Annotated in this window: 17 protein-coding genes; 6 read left to right on the plus strand and 11 right to left on the minus strand. The window is 66.8% G+C overall.

Annotation, left to right across the window (positions count from 1 at the left end; genetic code table 11):
- Nucleotides 1-36 precede the first annotated feature (36 nt).
- Complete coding sequence (gene sppA, locus QOC76_RS04970) at nt 37-1833, plus strand: signal peptide peptidase SppA (protein WP_526354797.1); 1797 nt, start codon at nt 37-39, stop codon at nt 1831-1833.
- A 204-nt stretch (nt 1834-2037) separates the two neighbouring features.
- Entirely contained in the window at nt 2038-3426 is a 1389-nt protein-coding gene (locus tag QOC76_RS04975; protein WP_526354799.1) for an MFS transporter, read from the plus strand.
- Between the two features lie 81 nt (nt 3427-3507).
- On the opposite strand, the gene QOC76_RS04980 is transcribed toward QOC76_RS04975, so the two are convergent.
- Nucleotides 3508-4773: a class-III pyridoxal-phosphate-dependent aminotransferase gene (locus QOC76_RS04980; protein WP_526354801.1), complete on the minus strand. Its 1266-nt coding sequence runs from the start codon at nt 4771-4773 to the stop codon at nt 3508-3510.
- Between the two features lie 81 nt (nt 4774-4854).
- Here QOC76_RS04980 and QOC76_RS04985 point away from each other — a divergent pair, with 81 nt between their 5' ends.
- Complete coding sequence (locus QOC76_RS04985) at nt 4855-6321, plus strand: NAD-dependent succinate-semialdehyde dehydrogenase (protein ID WP_526354803.1); 1467 nt, start codon at nt 4855-4857, stop codon at nt 6319-6321.
- Between the two features lie 5 nt (nt 6322-6326).
- Here the strand turns inward: QOC76_RS04985 and QOC76_RS04990 are convergent, their stop codons facing one another.
- The 6 genes from QOC76_RS04990 to QOC76_RS05015 form a co-directional block, all read right to left on the minus strand.
- Nucleotides 6327-7004 carry a GntR family transcriptional regulator gene (locus QOC76_RS04990; RefSeq protein ID WP_526354805.1) on the minus strand — a complete coding sequence of 226 codons (678 nt, stop codon included), beginning with the start codon at nt 7002-7004 and terminating at the stop codon, nt 6327-6329.
- Nucleotides 7001-7720 (minus strand): maleate cis-trans isomerase family protein, encoded by a 720-nt coding sequence (locus QOC76_RS04995; RefSeq protein ID WP_526354807.1) that lies wholly within the window; start codon nt 7718-7720, stop codon nt 7001-7003. The genes QOC76_RS04990 and QOC76_RS04995 overlap by 4 nt, the downstream gene beginning before the upstream one ends.
- Before the next feature lie 130 nt (nt 7721-7850).
- On the minus strand, nt 7851-9125 hold the full coding sequence (locus QOC76_RS05000) for a M20 family metallopeptidase (protein ID WP_526354809.1): 1275 nt from the start codon (nt 9123-9125) through the stop codon (nt 7851-7853).
- A 5-nt stretch (nt 9126-9130) separates the two neighbouring features.
- A complete protein-coding gene (locus tag QOC76_RS05005; RefSeq protein ID WP_526354811.1) occupies nt 9131-10330 on the minus strand; it encodes an aminotransferase-like domain-containing protein in 1200 nt (399 codons plus the stop codon).
- A 3-nt stretch (nt 10331-10333) separates the two neighbouring features.
- Nucleotides 10334-11506: a M24 family metallopeptidase gene (locus tag QOC76_RS05010; RefSeq protein ID WP_526354917.1), complete on the minus strand. Its 1173-nt coding sequence runs from the start codon at nt 11504-11506 to the stop codon at nt 10334-10336.
- A gap of 2 nt (nt 11507-11508) precedes the next feature.
- Complete coding sequence (locus QOC76_RS05015) at nt 11509-12231, minus strand: maleate cis-trans isomerase family protein (protein WP_526354813.1); 723 nt, start codon at nt 12229-12231, stop codon at nt 11509-11511.
- A gap of 80 nt (nt 12232-12311) precedes the next feature.
- Between QOC76_RS05015 and QOC76_RS05020 the strand changes: the two genes are divergently transcribed.
- From QOC76_RS05020 to QOC76_RS05030, 3 genes are read left to right on the plus strand one after another with little or no spacing between them, the layout of a single operon-like run.
- On the plus strand, nt 12312-13349 hold the full coding sequence (locus QOC76_RS05020; RefSeq protein WP_526354815.1) for a D-2-hydroxyacid dehydrogenase: 1038 nt from the start codon (nt 12312-12314) through the stop codon (nt 13347-13349).
- Nucleotides 13346-14752: an amidase gene (locus QOC76_RS05025; RefSeq protein WP_526354817.1), complete on the plus strand. Its 1407-nt coding sequence runs from the start codon at nt 13346-13348 to the stop codon at nt 14750-14752. The genes QOC76_RS05020 and QOC76_RS05025 overlap by 4 nt, the downstream gene beginning before the upstream one ends.
- A gap of 1 nt (nt 14753) precedes the next feature.
- A complete protein-coding gene (locus QOC76_RS05030) occupies nt 14754-15254 on the plus strand; it encodes a DUF3830 family protein (RefSeq protein WP_526354819.1) in 501 nt (166 codons plus the stop codon).
- A gap of 160 nt (nt 15255-15414) precedes the next feature.
- Here QOC76_RS05030 and QOC76_RS05035 read toward each other — a convergent pair whose 3' ends face one another.
- The 4 genes from QOC76_RS05035 to QOC76_RS05050 all read right to left on the minus strand — a co-directional run bounded on the left by QOC76_RS05035 (nt 15415) and on the right by QOC76_RS05050 (nt 19240).
- Nucleotides 15415-16314, minus strand: coding sequence for a class I SAM-dependent methyltransferase (locus tag QOC76_RS05035; RefSeq protein ID WP_526354821.1), 900 nt, complete (start codon nt 16312-16314; stop codon nt 15415-15417).
- An 8-nt stretch (nt 16315-16322) separates the two neighbouring features.
- Nucleotides 16323-17216 carry a class I SAM-dependent methyltransferase gene (locus tag QOC76_RS05040; RefSeq protein ID WP_526354823.1) on the minus strand — a complete coding sequence of 298 codons (894 nt, stop codon included), beginning with the start codon at nt 17214-17216 and terminating at the stop codon, nt 16323-16325.
- A gap of 7 nt (nt 17217-17223) precedes the next feature.
- On the minus strand, nt 17224-18243 hold the full coding sequence (locus tag QOC76_RS05045) for an SAM-dependent methyltransferase (RefSeq protein ID WP_526354825.1): 1020 nt from the start codon (nt 18241-18243) through the stop codon (nt 17224-17226).
- A 67-nt stretch (nt 18244-18310) separates the two neighbouring features.
- Nucleotides 18311-19240, minus strand: coding sequence for a class I SAM-dependent methyltransferase (locus QOC76_RS05050; RefSeq protein ID WP_526354827.1), 930 nt, complete (start codon nt 19238-19240; stop codon nt 18311-18313).
- Between the last annotated feature and the right edge of the window lie 130 nt (nt 19241-19370).

Raw genomic sequence — 19370 nt, forward strand, 5'->3', positions numbered from 1 at the left:
CGTCTGGTGAGGCCCGCTGCTCGGTAGGCTCGAATTATGTTCAGTTTCTTGCCCGGCATCCCCGGCGCCGACGATCTGCGGGGTCTAGCCCGCAAAGTGGATACCGCCCGCCATCACGGTGTGCCCCACGGCTGTGTGCTCGAGCTCGATCTACTGACGGCGCCGCCCGAGACCACGGGCTTCAACCCGATGGCGATCATCAGCGGCAACAGGCCGCTGGTGCTACGCGAGGCCGTTGCGGCAATTCACCGGGCCGCCGAGGACAAGCGCGTCGCAGGCCTGATCGCGCGGGTGCAGATTCCTGCCGCGGCGCCCGGGCCTGTTCAGGAACTGCGGGACGCGATCGCCGCCTTCAGTGACGTCAAGCCGTCGCTGGCGTGGGCCGAGACCTATCCCGGCACGCTGTCGTACTACCTGGCTTCGGCATTCCGTGAGATTTGGATGCAGCCGTCCGGAACGGTCGGGCTGGTCGGCTTCGCGACCAACGCGCTGTTCCTCCGCGACGCGCTCGACAAGGCCGGCGTAGAGCCGCAATACATCACTCGCGGCGAATACAAGGTCGCCACGAATCGTTTCACGCAGACCCGGTATACCGATGCCCACCGCGAGGCGGACAACCGCCTGCTGGAAAGCCTGCACGATCAGGTGTGGCGGGCAATCGCGACGTGCAGGCAAATCGATTCGGCCGCCATCGACGAGATGGCGAATCGGGCACCGCTGCTGCGCGACGAGGCTGTGGCCGGACGCCTGATCGACCGGATCGGGTTCCGCGACGAGGCGTACGCGCGTATCGGCGAACTCGTTGGATCACCGGGTAATTCACCGAATATCGGTGACGCCGATAATGATCCCGACGCACCGCCGCGGCTCTACTTGTCGCGTTATGCCAAGGCCAGCGCGAGCCGGCCAGGTCCGCAGCTGCCGTCGATCCCCGGCCGCAAGTCCGATCCGACGATTGCCGTCGTCACCGTGGACGGCATGATCGTCAGTGGCCGCGGCGGCCCCCAGGTGTTGCCGCTCGGAAACTCGAGCGCAGGCGGGGATACCATCGCCGCCGCCCTCCGCGAGGCGGCCGCCGACGACTCCGTGTCGGCAATCGTGCTGAGGGTCGACAGCCCCGGCGGCTCTGTCACCGGATCGGAAACCATTTGGCGGGAAGTGAATCGGATTCGAACCAGCGACACGCCGATTGTTGCATCGATGGGTGCGGTGGCCGCCTCCGGCGGCTACTACGTCTCGATGTGCGCCGATGCGATCGTCGCCAATGCCGGCACGATCACAGGATCCATCGGAGTACTGACCGGCAAGATGATAGCCCGTGAGCTCAAAGAGCGGCTTGGTGTCAGCTCAGATTCGTTGCGCACCAACGACAACGCAGACGTGTGGTCGATCGACAAGCCGTTCACCGATGAGCAGCGCGCTCGTATCGAGGCAGAGGCCGACCTCAGCTATCGGGACTTCATCGAGCGCGTCGCCGCGGGCCGCGAGCTCAGCTTCGAGGATGTCGAGGAGGTTGCCCGCGGCAGGGTGTGGACCGGTGCCGACGCGCTCGAGCGGGGCCTTGTCGACGAACTCGGCGGCCTGCGGACCGCGATCGACCGGGCCAAGGTGCTGGCCGGTCACGAGAAAGACGCCGACGTCCGCATTGTCAGCTTCCCCGGCTCTTCGTTCCTGGACTTCCTCCGACCCAAGCCTTCATCGCAGCCGGCTGCGGCATCGCTGCCCGAGGCCGTCGGCGCATTGCTCGGCCGATCGGTCAAGGAGGTGTTCGTCCAGGCCGAGCGGTCGTTGACCGGCGTCAGCGCGTTGTGGCTGGGCGACTACCGCTTCTAGCACCCCAGGCTCCCGTTTGGCGTCCAGCTGAGCTGGGTAGTTCATCGTCGTCATCTCTTGATGTTCATGATCGACTTTGACTAGTGTCGGATTGTCAACAAAACTACGACCTGACCCCGAGGCCGTGCACAACCTGCCCGTCGTGAGTGTGGGAGCCGGCCCGGGGAAGTGTCCGACAGTGTCATTGACACGAGGAGGCTCCCGATGGGCAGCCCTGATCAACCTCCACACTCGACCGTCAGCACCGAAGACGTACCGCCCGATGTGCTGAAGAAGGCCGTCGCGGCCTCGGCCATCGGCAACGCGACGGAATGGTTCGACTACGGGATCTACGCATACGGCGTCACCTACATATCGGCGGCGATTTTCCCCGGGGACACCGAGAGCGCCACGTTGTTGGCGTTGATGACGTTCGCGGTGTCGTTCCTCGTCAGGCCTATCGGCGGGCTGGTATGGGGTCCGCTCGGCGACCGGATCGGGCGTCGGTCGGTGCTGGCCATCACGATCCTGATGATGTCCGGCGCCACGCTGTGCGTTGGTCTCATCCCGTCCTACGCGATGATCGGGTTCTGGGCGCCGGTGCTGATGGTGCTGCTGCGCATGATCCAGGGCTTCTCGACCGGCGGCGAGTACGGCGGTGCCGCCACCTTCATGGCGGAATACGCTCCGCCCCGCAGGCGCGGATTCTTCGGCAGCTTCCTGGAGTTCGGCACGCTGGCGGGGTTCTCGCTCGGTGCACTGCTGATGCTCGGTTTCTCGTTGGTGCTCAACGACGATCAGATGAGCACCTGGGGGTGGCGGCTGCCCTTCCTCGTTGCAGCCCCTCTCGGCCTGGTCGGTGTCTACCTGCGGTCGCGGCTGGAGGACACACCGATCTTCCGCGAACTGGCAGAGTCCGGTGAAACGGAGGAGCGCACCGCCACCCAGTTCAAGGATCTGCTCAGCCGTTACTGGGGGCCGATCCTGCGGTTGGGCGGCGTTGTCGTCGCACTCAACGTGGTGAACTACACCCTGCTGAGCTATATGCCGACCTACCTCGAGCAGTCGATAGGCCTGTCCGCCACCATGTCATTGTTGGTGCCGATCATCGGCATGCTCGCGATGATGGTGTTCCTGCCGATCGCAGGCGGCCTATCGGATCGCGTTGGGCGCAAACCGATGTGGTGGTTCTCGTTGATCGGCCTCTTCATCGCAGGCATCCCAATGTTCATGTTGATGGGCACCAACGTGGTGGGCGCGGTGATCGGTTTCGCGGTCCTCGGCCTGCTGTACGTGCCGCAACTAGCCACGATTTCGGCCATGTTCCCGGCCATGTTCCCCACCCATGTGCGCTACGCCGGATTCGCCATCGCGTACAACGTGTCGACGTCGATCTTCGGCGGCACCGCGCCTGCGGTGAACGAATGGCTCGTCAACAAGACCGGCGACAATCTGGTGCCCGCCTATTACATGATGGCCGCGTGCGTCATCGGTGCGATCGCCCTGATCAAGGTGCCCGAGACGACACGCTGCCCGATGAACGGAACGGAGATGCCTGGCACCCCGGAGGCGCCGCCGCAGCTGGAATACGAGAAGCAGCCCGGCGCCGTCTGAGAAGTTCCCGCGAACGTTCCGTACCGGTTCAGATTTTCGGCGAACTATCGCGGGTTGAGGAACGTTCGCGCGGGCTCGGGCTCACCCCGGGACGACGGCGCCGACGGCGTCGGCCCAGATGCTCGCGGCTTCGTCGACCTGATCACCGGTCACCACCAGTGCCGGGATGAAGCGCACGACCTGGCCCCACGCGCCACAGGTCAGCAACAGCAGGCCGCGGCGAGCCGCCTCCTGCTGGGCGGCGGCGGCGGTGACCGGATCGGGCTTTCCGTCGGCGTCACGGAACTCGTTGCCGATCATCAGCCCGAGGCCGCGTACGTCGGCGATCTGGTCGTGCTTGTCGGCCACCATTTGCAGCGCCTCCTTCAGCTGCGCCCCACGCTGCGCTGAGTTGTCGACGAGCCCTTCATCGCGGATTACGTCGAGGGTCGCCAGCGCGGCAGCACAGGCAACCGCGTTGGCGCCGTACGTGCCGCCCTGGGATCCCGGCCATGCCTTGGCCATCAGCTCAGACGACGCGGCGATTGCCGACAGCGGGAATCCGGAGGCAAGGCCCTTGGCGGTGATGAGGACGTCGGGTTCGGCGTTGAAATGCTCACCGCCCCAGAACTTTCCGGTTCGTCCGAAGCCGGTCTGCACCTCGTCGACCACCAGCAGGATGCCGTGCTGGTCGGCGCGTTCCCGCAGTCCGGCGAAGAACCGGTCGTTGGCGGGCACATAGCCGCCCTCGCCGAGTACCGGCTCGACGAGGAACGCGGCGGTGTCGGCGGGCGATGTCAGCGTCTGCAGGATGTAGTCGAGCTGGCCGAGCGCGAAATCGGTGGCCTGCTCGACCGGCCAGCCGAAGTGGGTGGGATCGGGGAACGGTGCGACGTGGACGCCTGCCATCAACGGAGAGAAGCCGGAACGGAACTTCGTTCCGGACGTGGTCAGTGAAGCGGCCGCCACCGTGCGACCGTGGAAGCCGCCGTGGAAGACGATGACATTCGGCCGTCCGGTCGCCTGCCGGCTCAATCGCAGCGCCGCTTCGACGGCCTCACTGCCCGAGTTCGCGAAGAAGATGCGGTCCAAGCCCTGCGGCAGCACTTCGCCCAGCCGGTCAACGAGCGCCAGCAGCGGGCGGTGCATGACGGTGGTGTACTGGCCGTGGATGAGCGTGCCGACCTGGCGTTGTGCGGCCTCGACCACTCGAGGGTGACAGTGCCCGGTACTGGTCACGCCGATGCCCGCGGTGAAGTCGAGGTATCTGCGGTCGTCTTCGTCGTACAGCAGCACACCCTCTCCGCGGGCAGCGATGACGCCGGTCGCTTGTTTGAGGACCTGTGAGAGCTGTGCGGACGCGGCCACGCTTCTTTCCCTTGCCTGTTGATTGGTAGATTGTCGACAATCAGCGTATCGGACGGACCGGCGTACGGCGAAGGGGTAGCGGTGAGCGAGCACGACGAGGCGAGGGTCGTCCAGACCGTCGAGAAGCGACTGTTCATCGACGGCAAGTGGCTCGACGCATCCGAGGGACGGACCTTCGACGTCGTCGATCCCGCCACCGGAAGGACCCTCTGTTCGGTCGCCGAGGCGTCCCCGGCAGACGGCAGGGCCGCACTCGACGCGGCCGTCGCCGCCCAGCCGGACTTCGCGGCGGTTTCACCACGCGAGCGCGCAAACATACTGACCCGCTCTTACGAGCTGCTGCACGAGCGGATCGACAACCTTGCGCTGTTGATGACGTTGGAGATGGGCAAACCGGTCGCCGAAGCACGAGGGGAGATCGCCTATGCCGCAGAATTCTTCCGCCACTTCGCCGAAGAGGCCGTGCGCATCGACGGCGGTTACCAGACGGCGCCTGCAGGCGGAGCGCGCTTCCTGATCGCGCGCCAACCCGTCGGCCCGTGCCTGCTGATCACGCCGTGGAATTTCCCGATGGCGATGGGCACCCGCAAGCTGGGCCCGGCCATCGCCGCCGGGTGCACCAGTGTGATCAAGCCCGCTCCTCAGACACCGCTGTCGATGCTGGCGCTGATGGACATCCTGGCCGAGGCCGGGCTGCCCGCGGGCGTCGTCAACTGCATCACCGTCACGGAAGCCGGCCCGGTCATGGAGCCGCTGATCCGGTCGGGCCTGGCCCGGAAACTCTCCTTCACCGGCTCCACCCAGGTCGGTCGGCTGCTGTTGGAACAGTGCGCCGAGAAGGTCCTGCGGACCTCGATGGAACTCGGCGGGAACGCGCCGTTCATCGTGTTCGACGACGCCGACCTCGACGAGGCCGTCGAGGGTGCGATCGCGGCCAAGATGCGCAACATGGGGGAGGCGTGCACCGCGGCCAACAGGATGTATGTGCAATCCTCGGTCATCGATGAATTCGGACGCCGGCTGGCCGCGCGGATGGCTTCGTTGTCGGTGGGCCGTGGCACCAACGATGGTGTCGCCGTCGGTCCCCTCATCGATAAGGCCGCGCTCAACAAGGTCGAGACGCTCGTCGCCGATGCCGTCGGGCGCGGCGCGACCGTCCTCACCGGGGGATCGGCGCCCGGTGGCGATGGCTTCTTCTATCCGCCCACCGTGCTCACCGGTGTGCCACGCGACGCCGAGATGTGCGATCAGGAGATCTTCGGTCCGGTGGCGCCGCTGACGGCCTTCGAGACGGAGGCCGAGGCGGTCGCGGCCGCCAACGACACCGAATACGGCCTTGTCTCCTACGTTTTCACCAACGACCTGAGGCGTGCATTGCGGGTTGCGGAAGCCCTGGAGAGCGGCATGGTCGGGCTCAACCAGGGCGTGGTGTCAAATCCGGCAGCGCCGTTCGGCGGCATCAAGCAGTCGGGTCTGGGCCGCGAAGGTGGCTTGGTCGGAATCGACGAGTTCCTCGAGACCAAATACATCGGCATAGCGATGCGGTGACGCCCCTAGATGCCGACGTGTTCGGCTCCGTCGACTGTCTTTTCGAGCGTGAGCCGATTGACGGCATCGTCCATGTGGGCGGCCAGCAACCGGTCGACGAGTTCGCGGTCGCCTTTGCGGATCGCGTTCGCCAGCGCCCGGTGCTCCTTGTCGCGAACCTCGGATCTGGCGTAGGTCTCGTCGAGGGCATGGATGCACATCCGGGTTTCGGTGATGAAGGTCTGGTGCATCCGGGAGAGCCGCGGGCTCTTGGCGAGCTTCAACAGCCGCTCATGGAAGGCGATATCCAGCTCGCTGACATCGGCGGGAGTCTCTGCTTCGGCCATCTGGTCGACGATCCCCAGCAGCTCCTTGCCCGCCGTCCGGTGGTCACCGTCGAGGATTCTGCGGGCGGCCGCTCGTTCGATCGCTTCGCGCGCGCTGTACATGTCGCGGACGTCGTCGGGGGTCATGTCGATCACGAACAACCCGCGGTTGCGGATCGACACCAGGAGTCCCTCCTGGGTGAGGCGCTGCATGCCCTCCCGCAATGGGCCGCGGCTGACTCCGAGCTTGCGCGCCAACTCGGCTTCGCCCAACTGTGCGCCGGGCTTCAGCTCGCCGTGAGCGATCGCCTGGCGCAGCTTCTCGGCGATGATGCTGGGCGTCGACTCCTGAACGAGCGGCCCGATGAAGCTGCTCATCGGCGCGCCTCGAACACCGCGCCCAGCCCGGGAAGCACCGGTGGGGAGCCGAGCAGTTCGAGTCCTTTCCACACGGTGACTTGGTTCGCCGTGAGCACGGGCTTGCCGACGGCCGCTTCCAGCTTGTCGACGATCGCCAGCGTGTGCATCGCGGTGTCCGGGACGAGCACTGCCTCGGCCCTCGGATGATCGGCGGCAGCCACCATCGCGAGCACCTGCTCGGGGCGAAGAGTGCCCACCTCGGCTGCGGTGTAAATGCCGTGGCTACCCATCGAGACAACCTCGGCGCCCCCTGCGGTCAGGAAGGCGACGAAGTGCTGCGCTACGTCGTCGGGGTAGGACGCCGCCACCGCGACCCGGCTGATGCCGAGATGCCGCAGCGCGTCGACGAAGGCGATCGAGGTCGACGACGCGGGGACCCCTGCCGCGGCCTCGACGGCCGACGCCTGCGCCGACGCGCCCTGCGGACCGAACACGAAGCTGCCCGAGGTGCACGCCCACATCACGGCGTCCGGCTTCTCGACGGCCAACAGGGCCGCGCCGTCGGCGAGCCGTGCTTGGCTGCCGAGGTCGAGCAGGGCATCGACACGATGTGCGTCCTCGCCGACCGACGTGATCGCCACCGGCAAACGCACGGCGCCGTCGATGCGCGCCTCGAGGGCGGGAAAGTCGTCCTCGGCACTGTGGCCGGGGTAGAGCAGGCCAACCGTTGGCATGTCATCTCCCTTGGATCACGCTGACCGGAATAGGTAGATTGTTGACAATGTTAGCCCGCGCGAGCTACGACGCGGGACACCTCGCCGAACTGCTCGCCGACGCTTCATCTCGGTAACCCCCTCCCGCCGTTCACGCGGACTTGTCAGGGGCCAACAGTCGTAGCGCCGTCAGCGTGTAGGTCCTGGCCGCAACGATCAATTCCTCGAGCGCCACTGACTCGTCGGGACGGTGCGCCTGCTCCGCGACCGATCCAGGCCCGAGGACGACCACCGGCACGTCGAGGTCGCGGGCGACGAACCCGCCGTCACACGCAGCGGTCCAACCGCCGGGCGCCAAGGTGGGCCCTCCCGCATCGGCGACTGCCGCGCCGACGGTGCGCGCCAGCGGCGACTCCGACGGCGTCTCGAAGGCCGGCATCTCCATCGGCATCGAGACCTCCACGGTCAGGCCGCGGTCGGCCAGACGCAGCGCCTCGATCCGCGCACGCAGGTCGTCGAGCACAGTCGCGGCCGACTCGCCCGGCAGGATCCGGCGATCGGCGACCACGGCGCATTCGGCAGGCACCACGCTGCCGCTGTTCCCACCCTTGATCTGGCCGACGCTCCACGTCGCGGGACCCAGCAAGGGGTGGGGACGGTCCGCCAGTTGGGCGTGCATGCGTTCGATCTCGGCCACCACGGCGGCCGCGCCGTAGATTGCGTTGGCGCCATCGCCGGGATTGCCTGCGTGACAAGCAGTTCCGTGAACATGCACCCGCAGGTACGAGGCTCCGCGCGCGCCGACGATGGTCTGCAGGTCGGTGGGCTCGGCGGTGATGCATCCGGCGAACGACGCCTGTACCGAGGACACATAGGCGCGGATACCGGTCCCGTTCTCCTCTTCATCCACCAGTGCAGCCAGTTCGACGGGACCGCTCAAACCGGCGCCGCGAAGTGCCGCCATCGCCGAAACGCACGCTGCCAAACCACCTTTCATATCGGCGGCACCACGCCCGTATATGCGGCCGCCCTCGACGGCAGCGCCGAACGGGTCCTTCGTCCAGCCCTCGCCGACGGGAACGACGTCGGTGTGGCCGAGCAGCAGAAAACCAGGGCCCTCGCCTGGTGGCCCCGCCTGTCCCGCTCCTCGCGTGCGCCCTGCCTGTCCCGCTCCTCGCGTGCGCCCTGCCTGTCCCGCTCCTCGCGTGCGCAGTGTGACGCGCAGGTTGTTGCGGCCCGGCGTCACCGGCTCCTCATGAACGGCGAGCCCGAGTTCCGCGGCGGCTGCGGCGAGTACGGCGACCGTGGCCGCCTCCTCCCCGGGCGGGTTCTGCCCGTCGGCCCGCACCAACGACCGGGTCAGCTCGATCAGATGGTGCTCGTCGATCTTGTCCAGCACAGACCGTTCGGCGGCGGACACGCCCATGCCGGTCAGCCCTTTGCGAGCAGATCGACGGCGCGGCGCAGCCGGGCGACCCCCTGGTGGATCCGGTCGGGCGGCGTCGAGGCGAAACACAGCCGCAGCGCATCACCGAACCGGCCGGACGGTGAGAACGCCGAGCCGGGGATGAACGCGACACCTTCGGCAAGGGCAGGCTCGAAAAGCGCTGCGCTGTCGACATTGTCGAGAGTGACCCAGCAGAAGAAGCCGCCTTGGGGATCAGTCCACCGGGCGCGGTCGCTGAAGTGTTCGCGTAACGCCGCGTGCATCGCCTCCTTGCGCCGCCGGTATTCGGCGCGCTGGGTCACCAGATGGTGGTCGAGATGTCCGCCGGTGAGAAAGCCCGCGAGCAGGCGTTGCGCAGGCAGGTTCGTGCACGTGTCCATCGCCTGCTTGGCGTTGATCAGCAGCGGCTGCAGCTCGGGAACGGTGTCGACCCAGCCGACCCGCAGCCCCGGCGCGACGATCTTCGAGAAGGTGCGGACCGCGAACACCAGCGGGTCGCCACCTCCGAGTTCGCGCAGCGTCGGCAGCGGCTCGCCCGCAAACCGCAACAAACCGTAGGGGTCGTCGTCGATCACCATCGACCCCCATTCACGGGCAAGCTCGAGGAGCCGCAGCCGGCGCTCCAACGACAGCGTCACCCCCGAAGGGTTCTGGAAGGTCGGGATCGTATAGATCGCCTTGGGGGTGCGCCCGGCTTCGCCGACCAGGCGCTCGAGCTCGACGATGTCCATCCCGTCGTCGTCGACCGGGACCTCCAGCAGTGTCGCCCCGTAGGACAGAGCGGTCGCGCTGCCGTTGGTGTAGGTGGGCGATTCGACGGTGACGAGATCGCCTGGGTCGACGAAGATCTTGCAGAACAGATCGAGACCCTGCATGCCGCCCGCCGTGATCGTCAGGCGCTCGGCAGTGGTCTCATCGCTGGTTCCGCGCAGCATCTCCAGCAGCGCGGCGTGCAGCGGCGGATCGCCTTCCGTCGCGGCATAGTCATAGGCGTCGGGGGAACTCAGTTCGACGGCCGCGATGCCGGCCAGGATCTCCGACGGCACGGCCTCGGCCGCCGGACTGCCCATCGCGAGCCGGACCACGTCGTGCGATTGCTTCTGCAGCAGTGACGTGCTCGAGTCGATGACCGATCCGACCAGCCCGGCGGCGCGGGCGGCGAACGGAAGTGTGGATGTGGTCACGGGTTACCTCCAGACCGTGAGTTCCTGTGGCAGACCTGTCAGGCGCTCGGCGCCTGCGTCGGTGACCACCACCGGCTCGGACAATTCGTAGCCCCAGTCGTCGTTCCAGATACCGAGAATGACGTGAAACGCCATGCCTGCGACGAGTTCGGTGGTCTCACCTGGGCGCAGGCTCACGGTTCGCTCACCCCAATCGGGCGGATACCCGATGCCGATCGAATAGCCGATCCGGGACTCCTTCTGCAGCCCATGGGGTTTGATCACCCGGTCGAACGCCCGATGCACGGCGCTGCCGTCCGCGCCGGGCCGGATGGCCGTCAGCGTGGCTTCCATGGCATCGGCGACCACCTTCGCGGTGTCGGTGAGCCGGGACGGCGGTTCACCGAGCATCACTGTTCGCGCCAGCGGCGCGTGGTAGCGGCCGAACACTCCGGCCAGCTCGATCGTGGTGGCTTCGCCGAGTTGAAAGGTGTGTTCGGACCAGGTCAGATGAGGGGTGCCTGCGGCCTTTCCGGTCGGCAGCATCGGAACAACCGCCGGGTAGTCACCGCCGTGCTCGGCTGTGCCGCAGGCCTGCGCCGCCATGATCTCGGCGACGACATCGCATTGCCGCCTGCCTGGGCGTACCCCCTCGCACGCGGCGCGCATCGCCTTTTCGGCAATCGTGCCCGCTATACGCAACTGCTGTATCTCGAAGGCGGACTTGACGACTCGTACCCAGTTGACCAACTCGCCTGCGTCGACCAGCCGGTTTGAGTGCAGTCCGTGCTCCAACGCCTGATACCCGCGTGGAGAGAAGAAGTGCGAGTCGGCTTCGACGCCGACTGCTTCGCCCGCGGGTACGAGCCCGCGTACCTCTTCGGCGATCCAGTCGAACGGATGCACATCCCGCCGGTGCACCAACTCTTCGGGGTATCCGTGGATGTGGTCATCGTGGAGGTTGGCGGTGAAGCCCGCGCCTGCGGCGTCCATCGCCCTGGTGAACAGATGCGGCGGGCCGTCGGCGCCGACCAGCAAGCACTGCGGCGTGTAGAACGACCATGCGTTGTAGCCGGTGAGATAGAACAGATTCGCCGGATCGCACACGATCAGAGCGGCAAAGTCCTTCTGCGCCATGGCTTCCCGCACACACCCCAACCGGTCGGTGTACTCCACGTTGATCGCACCGTCCGGCATCTTCACCGCTCCAGCAGCTGCTGGCCGGGGCCGACCGCCTTGCGCCCGAGGACGCGTAGCGCCGACCACACGGTCACCTGGTTGGCGGTCAGCACCGGTTTGCCCAGCTCGCGTTCCAGCGTCGCGATGACGTCATAGGTCGGCAGATTGGTGCAGCTGATGAAGACGGCCTGCGCATCGGCGTTGTCGGTGTCGCGCACGAGCCCGGCGGTGACGTCGTAGGGCACCGTCCAGATGTCGGAGGTCAATCCCAGTCCTGCGGCGGCGACCACCTCGATCCCGGCTTCGGCCAGGTAGGCGGTCAGGCCCACGGTCAGCTCGGCGATGTAGGGCGTGACGGTGGCGATGTGGGCGATGTCGAGGTGGTGCAGCGCCTCCAGCAGCGCGCCGCTGGTTGTCACGGCTGCGGGCGCACCGGCCTCCGTCATGGCGGCCACCAATGCGGCCTGACCCTCGAGGCCGCCGATGAAGCTGCCCGATGTGCACGCATACGCCATCACCAGCGGCGAGACCGCGCGAACGTCGTCGAACCCCTTGGCGACCAGGGCCGGGTCGGAGATGTGCACAGCCATTTCGAGCGTCGCAGGCATCGGCGCATACGCCATGCGGGTGATGTGCAGGCTGACGTCGTCGGGCATCCATCGCCAGAGCTCCCTGTCGAGCGCGAAGTCGAACGGTGTGACGACTCCTATCCCGGCTTGCTCGACCGACGGGGAATGGCCCATGGCCCCAGTCTGGGGGGACGGTGTGGCGACCGCAAGCCGATTGTTGACAATCGTACGGTTTCGTTCCTAGCCTCGGACCCGTGCCTCGAACACGACCGGTTGTCGCGGTCCTGTGCGAGAAGGCGACCGACCGTCCACCCGGTCTCGACGGCCTCGAGGTGGAGTTCCGCTACTGCGCGGCCGACGGCTTGGCAGACGCTGTCCACGGGGCGCAGGCACTCTTGCTCTGGGACTTCTTCTCGAAGGCCGTGAGCGACGTCTGGGCCGAGGCCGACCAGCTCGAGTGGATCCACATCACCGCCGCGGGCGTTGACACCCTTCTGTTCGATGAGCTACGGAACTCCGACGTCGTGGTGACCAACGCGCGCGGAATATTCGACCGGCCGCTGGCCGAATACGTGCTCGGCGCCGTGATCGCCAACGCCAAGGACAGCTTGACGAGCTTCGACCTGCAGCGCCGCCATGAGTGGCGGCACCGCGAAACCCGCAGCATCACCGGCGCCACTGCTCTGGTGGTGGGTACTGGCGGCATCGGGCGCGAAATCGCGAAGCTGCTGCGGGCGGCAGGCATGGTCGTTCGGGGCGCAGGCCGCCGTGCCGTCGCAGACGACCCCGACTTCGGCGAGATCGTCGACAGCGCCGACCTGGCGGCGGAAGCGGGCTGGTGCGATCACCTGATCCTGGCCGCGCCGCTGACCGCAGCGACGCGTGGCCTCGTCGACGCGCGCGTTCTATCTGCCATGAAGCCCGACGCGCATCTGGTCAACATCGCCAGGGGGCCGATGGTCGACGAGGTCGCTTTGCTGGACGCGCTGACACAGGGAAGCATCGGCGGGGCGACCCTCGACGTGTTCGACACCGAACCGCTGCCTGCCGGTCACCCGTTGTGGGACGCGCCGAATGTGACGGTCACCGCGCACATGTCGGCCGACGCCGTCGGCTGGCGCGAGACCCTCGCCAGCCAGTTCGCGACGAACGTCCGGCACTGGCTGGCCGGCGAGCCGATGATCAATGTGGTGGACAAGAAGCTCGGGTACGTGTCCGGAGCCGGAGGGCCGGCGACATCAAGACCCGGAGCCGGAGGGCCGGCGACATCAGGACCCGGAGCCGCGCGATGATCGCGTCGGCGACGGAACTGGTCGAGGGCTACCGGAAAAAGACGATCTCGCCCGTCGAGGCGGCGGAGGCCGCGCTGAAGGCCATCGACACCTACGACGGCCGGGTGAACGCCTTCGTCCTGGTCGATCGCGACGGCGCACTGGCCGCCGCGAAGGATTCGGAGGAGCGTTGGCAGTCCGGGGAGCCGCTTGGACCCGGCGACGGTGTGCCGACCTCGATCAAGGACGCGTTGTGGACGCGCGGATGGCCGACGCTGCGCGGCAGCGAACTGATCGATGCGGCGGGACCGTGGGACGAGGATGCGCCGTGTGTGGCGCGGCTGCGCGAGACGGGCGCCGTCATCCTCGGCAAGACCACGACGCCGGAGTACTCGTGGAAGGGAGTCACCGACTCCCGACGACACGGCGTAACGGGTAACCCGTGGGATCCGGCGATGACGTCAGGTGGATCCAGCGGAGGCAGCGCTACGGCGGTGGGGCTTGGCATGGGCCCGTGGTCGGTCGGTACGGACGGCGGCGGGTCGGTTCGCATCCCTGCGGGGTTCACCGGAACGGTCGCGCTGAAGCCGACATACGGCCTGATTCCGTTTTATCCGCCGAGCCCGTTCGGCACGCTGTCGCACGCCGGGCCGATGACCCGGACCGTGCGGGACGCCGCCGCTCTGATGGACGTGATCACCGGATTCGACGCGCGCGACTGGGCGGCCATGCCGACGCCGGTGACATCGTTCCTGTCTGGACTCGACGACGGGGTGGCCGGACTGCGCGTCGGTTACTCATCCGATCTCGGCTTCGTCCGAAACGATCCTGAGGTCGATGTCGCCGTCCGCGCAGCCGTCGACGTCCTGGCGAGCGCCGGGGCCGAGGTGGAGGAGGTCGACCCGGGGTTCAGCGACCCGGTGGATGCCTTCCACGTCCTGTGGTTCGCCGGCGAGGCCAAGGTGTTGTCGTCCTACGGGGCCATCGACGACCTCGCCGACCGGATCGATACCGGACTGCACCGCACCGCGCTGATCGGATTGCGCTACTCGGCGTCGGACTATTTGGACGCCATGGCGGTCCGGATGTCGCTGGGCGGGCTGATGGGGCGGTTCCACCAGCGCTACGACGTGCTCGTGACGCCGACGCTGCCGCTGCCCGCGTTCCCCGTCGGCATAGATGTGCCGGGTGGGTCGGTGTCGCCGGACTGGACGAGTTGGACGCCGTACACCTACCCCTTCAACCTGACACAGCAGCCCGCGCTCAGCGTGCCGTGCGGGTTCACCGGCGCCGGATTGCCGATCGGATTGCAGATCGTCGGCGCCCGGCACACCGACGCACTGGTGTTGCGTGTTGGCCAGGCCTACCAGTCAGCGACCGACTGGCACCAGCGCACACCGGCACTTCTGGCCGAGGAGGTTTGAGATGAGCAGGTTGATCACGGTGTCGCTGGACAAGCGCGGAGTGAGTTGCGTTGCCCGGATGCTCGACGACGAGGCACCCCGGACCAGCGCCGCGGTGTGGGACGCGCTTCCGCTGTCGGCGCCGGTGTTTCACGGCAAGTACGCCAGAAACGAGATCTACACGCTGCTGCCTGCGTTCGCGGCCGCCGACCCCGGGAAGGAGAACACCACGATCACGCCGATTCCGGGCGACCTGTGCTGGTTCTCGTTCGACTCCGATGTCCTCGGCAATCCGGCGTACGGCTACGAAAACACCACCGGCACAGGGACAACCGGTGCCATCGTCGACCTTGCGTTGTTTTACGGGCGGAACAACCTATTGATCAACGGGGACCAGGGCTGGGTGCCTGGCAATGTCTTCGGCGCGGTGGTCGAGGGACTCGACGAGATGGCTGAGGCGTGCCAGGACCTGTGGATGGGCGGCGCACGCGGCGAGACACTGAGCTTTCAGCGCCGCGACTGACGGCGGGGGCCACGTGCTGCTTCCGGCTATGACCTGCTTACCCGCCTCTTCGTCGCCGCGCGAGCGTGCGCAATTGCACGAAATGTGACGGCGAGTCGCGTGCAGACACGCCCGCTCGCGGTGCGAGGTTACAGCGGGTTTTCGGGGGCGGGGGAAATCCCTAGCGCTTGATCGCGCTCAGGTAGCTCATTTCGGTGAAGAAGCCGATGGCTCCGTCCTCGGGAAACTCGAAACCGTTGTCGGCATATGCATCCGCCATCTTTCGCGCCGACACATCCCAGCCGTGACCCTTGAGGTACTCGATGACGTCATTGCGTTTCTCGTGATAGATGAGGTCGCCCATCTCGAAGTCGTGGCCGTACTGCTTCAGCCGATCCGAGATCAGCTGCGACCGCTCGTCGGAGAACATGCTGACATCGGGGATGTGCTCGGTGGCCAGCCGACTGCCCGGCGCACTGAGCTCGTCGATCCTGTCGAACAACAGGTCCTGGGCCTCCGACGGAAGATAGATGAGCAGGCCCTCGGCAATCCATGCGGTGGGCTGCGACGGGTCGAAGCCGTTGTCCCGCAATGCTTTCGGCCAGTCGTCGCGAAGGTCGATCGCGACGGTGCGTCGGTCGGCCGTTGGCTGCGCGCCGAGGTCGGCGAGCGTCGTGGACTTGAAGTCGATCACCTCCGGTTGATCGACCTCGAACACTGTCGTTTCGTCCGGCCACGGCAATCGATAGGCCCGAGCGTCCAAGCCCGCCGCCAGAATCACCGCCTGACGTACCCCTGCAGCCGCCGCATCGGTGAACAACCTGTCGAAATGGCGGGTGCGGACCGCCATGCCCTCTGCGGCGCGCTGAATGTTGAATCGCGGATCGATGTCCTCCAGCGTGATCTCGCCGTCAAGCGCCTTAGTGAAGACGTCCAGGCCGACCGCACGCACTAACGGCTCGGCGTACGGATCGTCGATCAACCCCTCGCGATCGGCCAGCACGCGCTGCGCGGCCACCATCGTGGCGGTGGCGCCGACGCTGGACGCGAGATCCCACGAGTCGTTGTCGGTGCGGGCCATCATGCTCCTTACAGGGTTGCCGTGAGGTAGCCGGAGTCGCCGATGAACCTGATGAGCTCGTCGTCCGGCACCTCGAAACCGTTGGCGGCGAACGCCTCCGCGGTTGAGATAGTAGACACTTGCCAGCGGTGCGAGGACAGGTATTCACGGGCCGTATTGCGGTCGCCTGAGTAGAACAACTCCGACAACTTGATGTCCGAGCCGGCCCGACGCGATCGTTCGTCCAGCTTTTCTGTCCAGTCAGCCGGCATGGACGTCATGTCCATGTGTTCGGTGGCCAACCGACTGCCAGGGGCGGACAGCGCGGTGACGTTGTCCAGGAGACAATCCTGCGCATCCGGTGGCAGATAGACCAAAAGGCCCTCGGCGATCCACGCGGTGGGCCGGGTCGGGTCGAAGCCCGCCTCGCGTAATGCGGCCGGCCAATCGTCGCGCAGGTCGATGGCGACCGTCTTGCGGGTGGCTCTCGGAAGCGCACCGAGGCCGTCGAGCGTCGTTGTCTTGAACTCGATGACTTGCGGTTGATCGACTTCGAAGACCACCGTGCCCGCCGGCCATGGAAGCCGGTAGCCGCGGGTGTCCAGTCCCGCCGCCAGAATCACCGCCTGCCGAATCCCGGCTTCGGAAGCGGCAAGGAAGAAGTCATCGAAAAACCGTGTCCTGACCGCGATCTGCTCACTCATCGCCTTGCGGTTCATCACCGGGTTGCCGTTGAACGCCTCGCCGTCGACGATCCTGATGAAACTGTCCACGCCGACCGCGCGGACCAGCGGCTCGGCGAACGGATCGTCGAGTAGCGGGTCGGGCCCCCGAGAGGCCACCGCTCGAGAGGCCGCCACAGCGGTGGCGGTAGCGCCAACGCTCGAGGCCAGGTCCCAGGTGTCGTTGTCTGTTCGTGCCATCGAATGCCTACTGTCGTGTCGCGGTGACGGCCAGCGAATCTCGCATCGGTGCGAGGTCGTCGCCGTCGGGGAATTTACGGCCGTACGTCTCGAACATCTCGGGCCGGGCGCGCGCAGTCACCTGCCACCCTTGTCCGGCCAGGTAATCGACGACCGGATTGCGCTCGCCCGGGTAGAAGAGGTCGGCGAGGTTGATGTCGAACCCGTGTTTTTTCCACCGCTCGCCGATCGCCTGTGCGCGCTCACCGATGCTCGCCCCCGGATTGGGGTGATACTCGGTGGCCAGCCTGCTGCCCGGGGCGCTGAGCGCGGTGATGTCGTCGAACAGCCGGTCCTGAGCCTCCGGAGGCAGGTACACCAGAAGCCCTTCGGCGATCCATGCCGTCGGCCGAGTGTCGTCGAATCCGTTGCGCCGCAATGCGGCAGGCCAATCGTCGCGTAGATCGATGCTCACGGTGCGGCGCTCCGCGGTGGGCGCCGCACCGATCGACGACATCGTCGCGTTCTTGAACTCGATCACCTTCGGCTGGTCGATCTCGTAGACGACGGTGCCTGCGGGCCAGTCCAGGCGGTATGCGCGGGCATCGAGGCCCGACGCGAGGATCACCGCCTGGCTCGGGCCGGCGGATGCCGTGCCTGATGTCGCCGCCGGAGCGGCTCCGGGGCCTGATGCCGCCGCCGGAGCGGCTCCGGGGCCTGATGTCGCCGCCGGAGCGGCTCTGGGGCCTGATGCCGCCGCCGGAGCGGCTCCGGTGAAGAAGTCGTCGAAGAACCGGGTCCGCACCGCCATCACGTCGACCATCAGCCGGGTCGCGTCAGCGCCTTCGCCCTCGACCAAACCGATCTCGCCGTCGAGCAGACGGTTGAAGAAGTCTAATCCGACGGCGCGCACCAACGGCTCAGCGAACGGGTCATCGATGATCGCGTGCGGTTCCTTGCTGGCGATCGCCCGCGCCGCGGCGACCATCGTGGCGGTCGCGCCGACGCTGGACGCGATGTCCCAGCTGTCGGCGTCGGCTCGTGTCATGGTTTCATTCCTCGGCTCCCGCTCGCTCCGGTCCTCGCTTCGCCGCGATCCTCACTCGCACTCCCTTTCAGTGATTGCCGAAGGTGCCGCTGATGTAACGCAAATCGGCGAACGGGGTGTCGCCGTCGAACGGCGGAAAGCCGTTGGCGGTCAGCAGCTCATTGACGTTGCTGCCGTCGGTGTTCCAGCCGCGCTCGGTGAGATAGGCGGCCGGCTCGTTGCGGTCGCCGAGGTAGACGAGGTTGGCCCAGTCGAGGTCATAGCCGTGCTCCCGCCACCGCTCGGCAGCCGTCTGCATCTTCTTCATCGCCTCGTCGGCGTCGTCCTGATTGATAGGTGGTGTGCTTTCGGTGGCCAACCAGCTTCCCGGCGCACTCAACTCGGTCATGGTGTCCAGCAGTCGGTCCTGGGCATCGGGAGGCAGATAACCGAGGAGTCCTTCAGCGCTCCACGCCGTCGGCTGGTCGGGGTCGAATCCGGCCTCCTTGAGCGCGGCAGGCCAGTCGAAGCGCAGATCGATCGCCACGACCCGGCGGTCGCAGGTCGGCTCGGCGCCGATCTCGGCGAGCGCCCGCGTCTTGAACGCGATCACCTCGGGCTGGTCCACCTCGTAGACGACGGTGCCCGCGGGCCACTGCAACCGGTACGCGCGCGAATCCAGGCCGGACGCGAGGATCACCACCTGCCGGACGCCCGCCACCGTCGCGTCGGTGAAGAAGTCGTCGAAGAACTTCGTCCGGACCGCCATGTTGTCGACCATGCGATCCATCCCGGCGTTCGTGTCGTCATCGATGTTGAACACCGAGGGGTCCAGCTCGCCAGTGGCCAGCCGGGTGAACACGTCGACGCCGACGGCCCGCACCAGGGGTTCGGCGTAGGGGTCGCTGATCAACGCGCCGTCGATCCTGGTCCCCATCGCGCGGGCGGCCGCCACCATCGTCGCCGTCGCTCCCACGCTGGAGGCCAGATCCCAGGTGTCGTTGTCTGTCCGTGCCATGAAGAAAACCCCTGTCGTTAGGCTATCCGTCAATTACTTAGCTGATGTAACGAGCTGTCACCGACTCTACGCTTTTATCCTGAAAAGTCGTCTGACCTCAGTGCCTGCACCAGCGGATGCGGAGTAGACA

It is taken from the genome of Mycobacterium sp. (assembly GCF_032159565.1).
Classification (GTDB): Bacteria; Actinomycetota; Actinomycetes; order Mycobacteriales; family Mycobacteriaceae; genus Mycobacterium.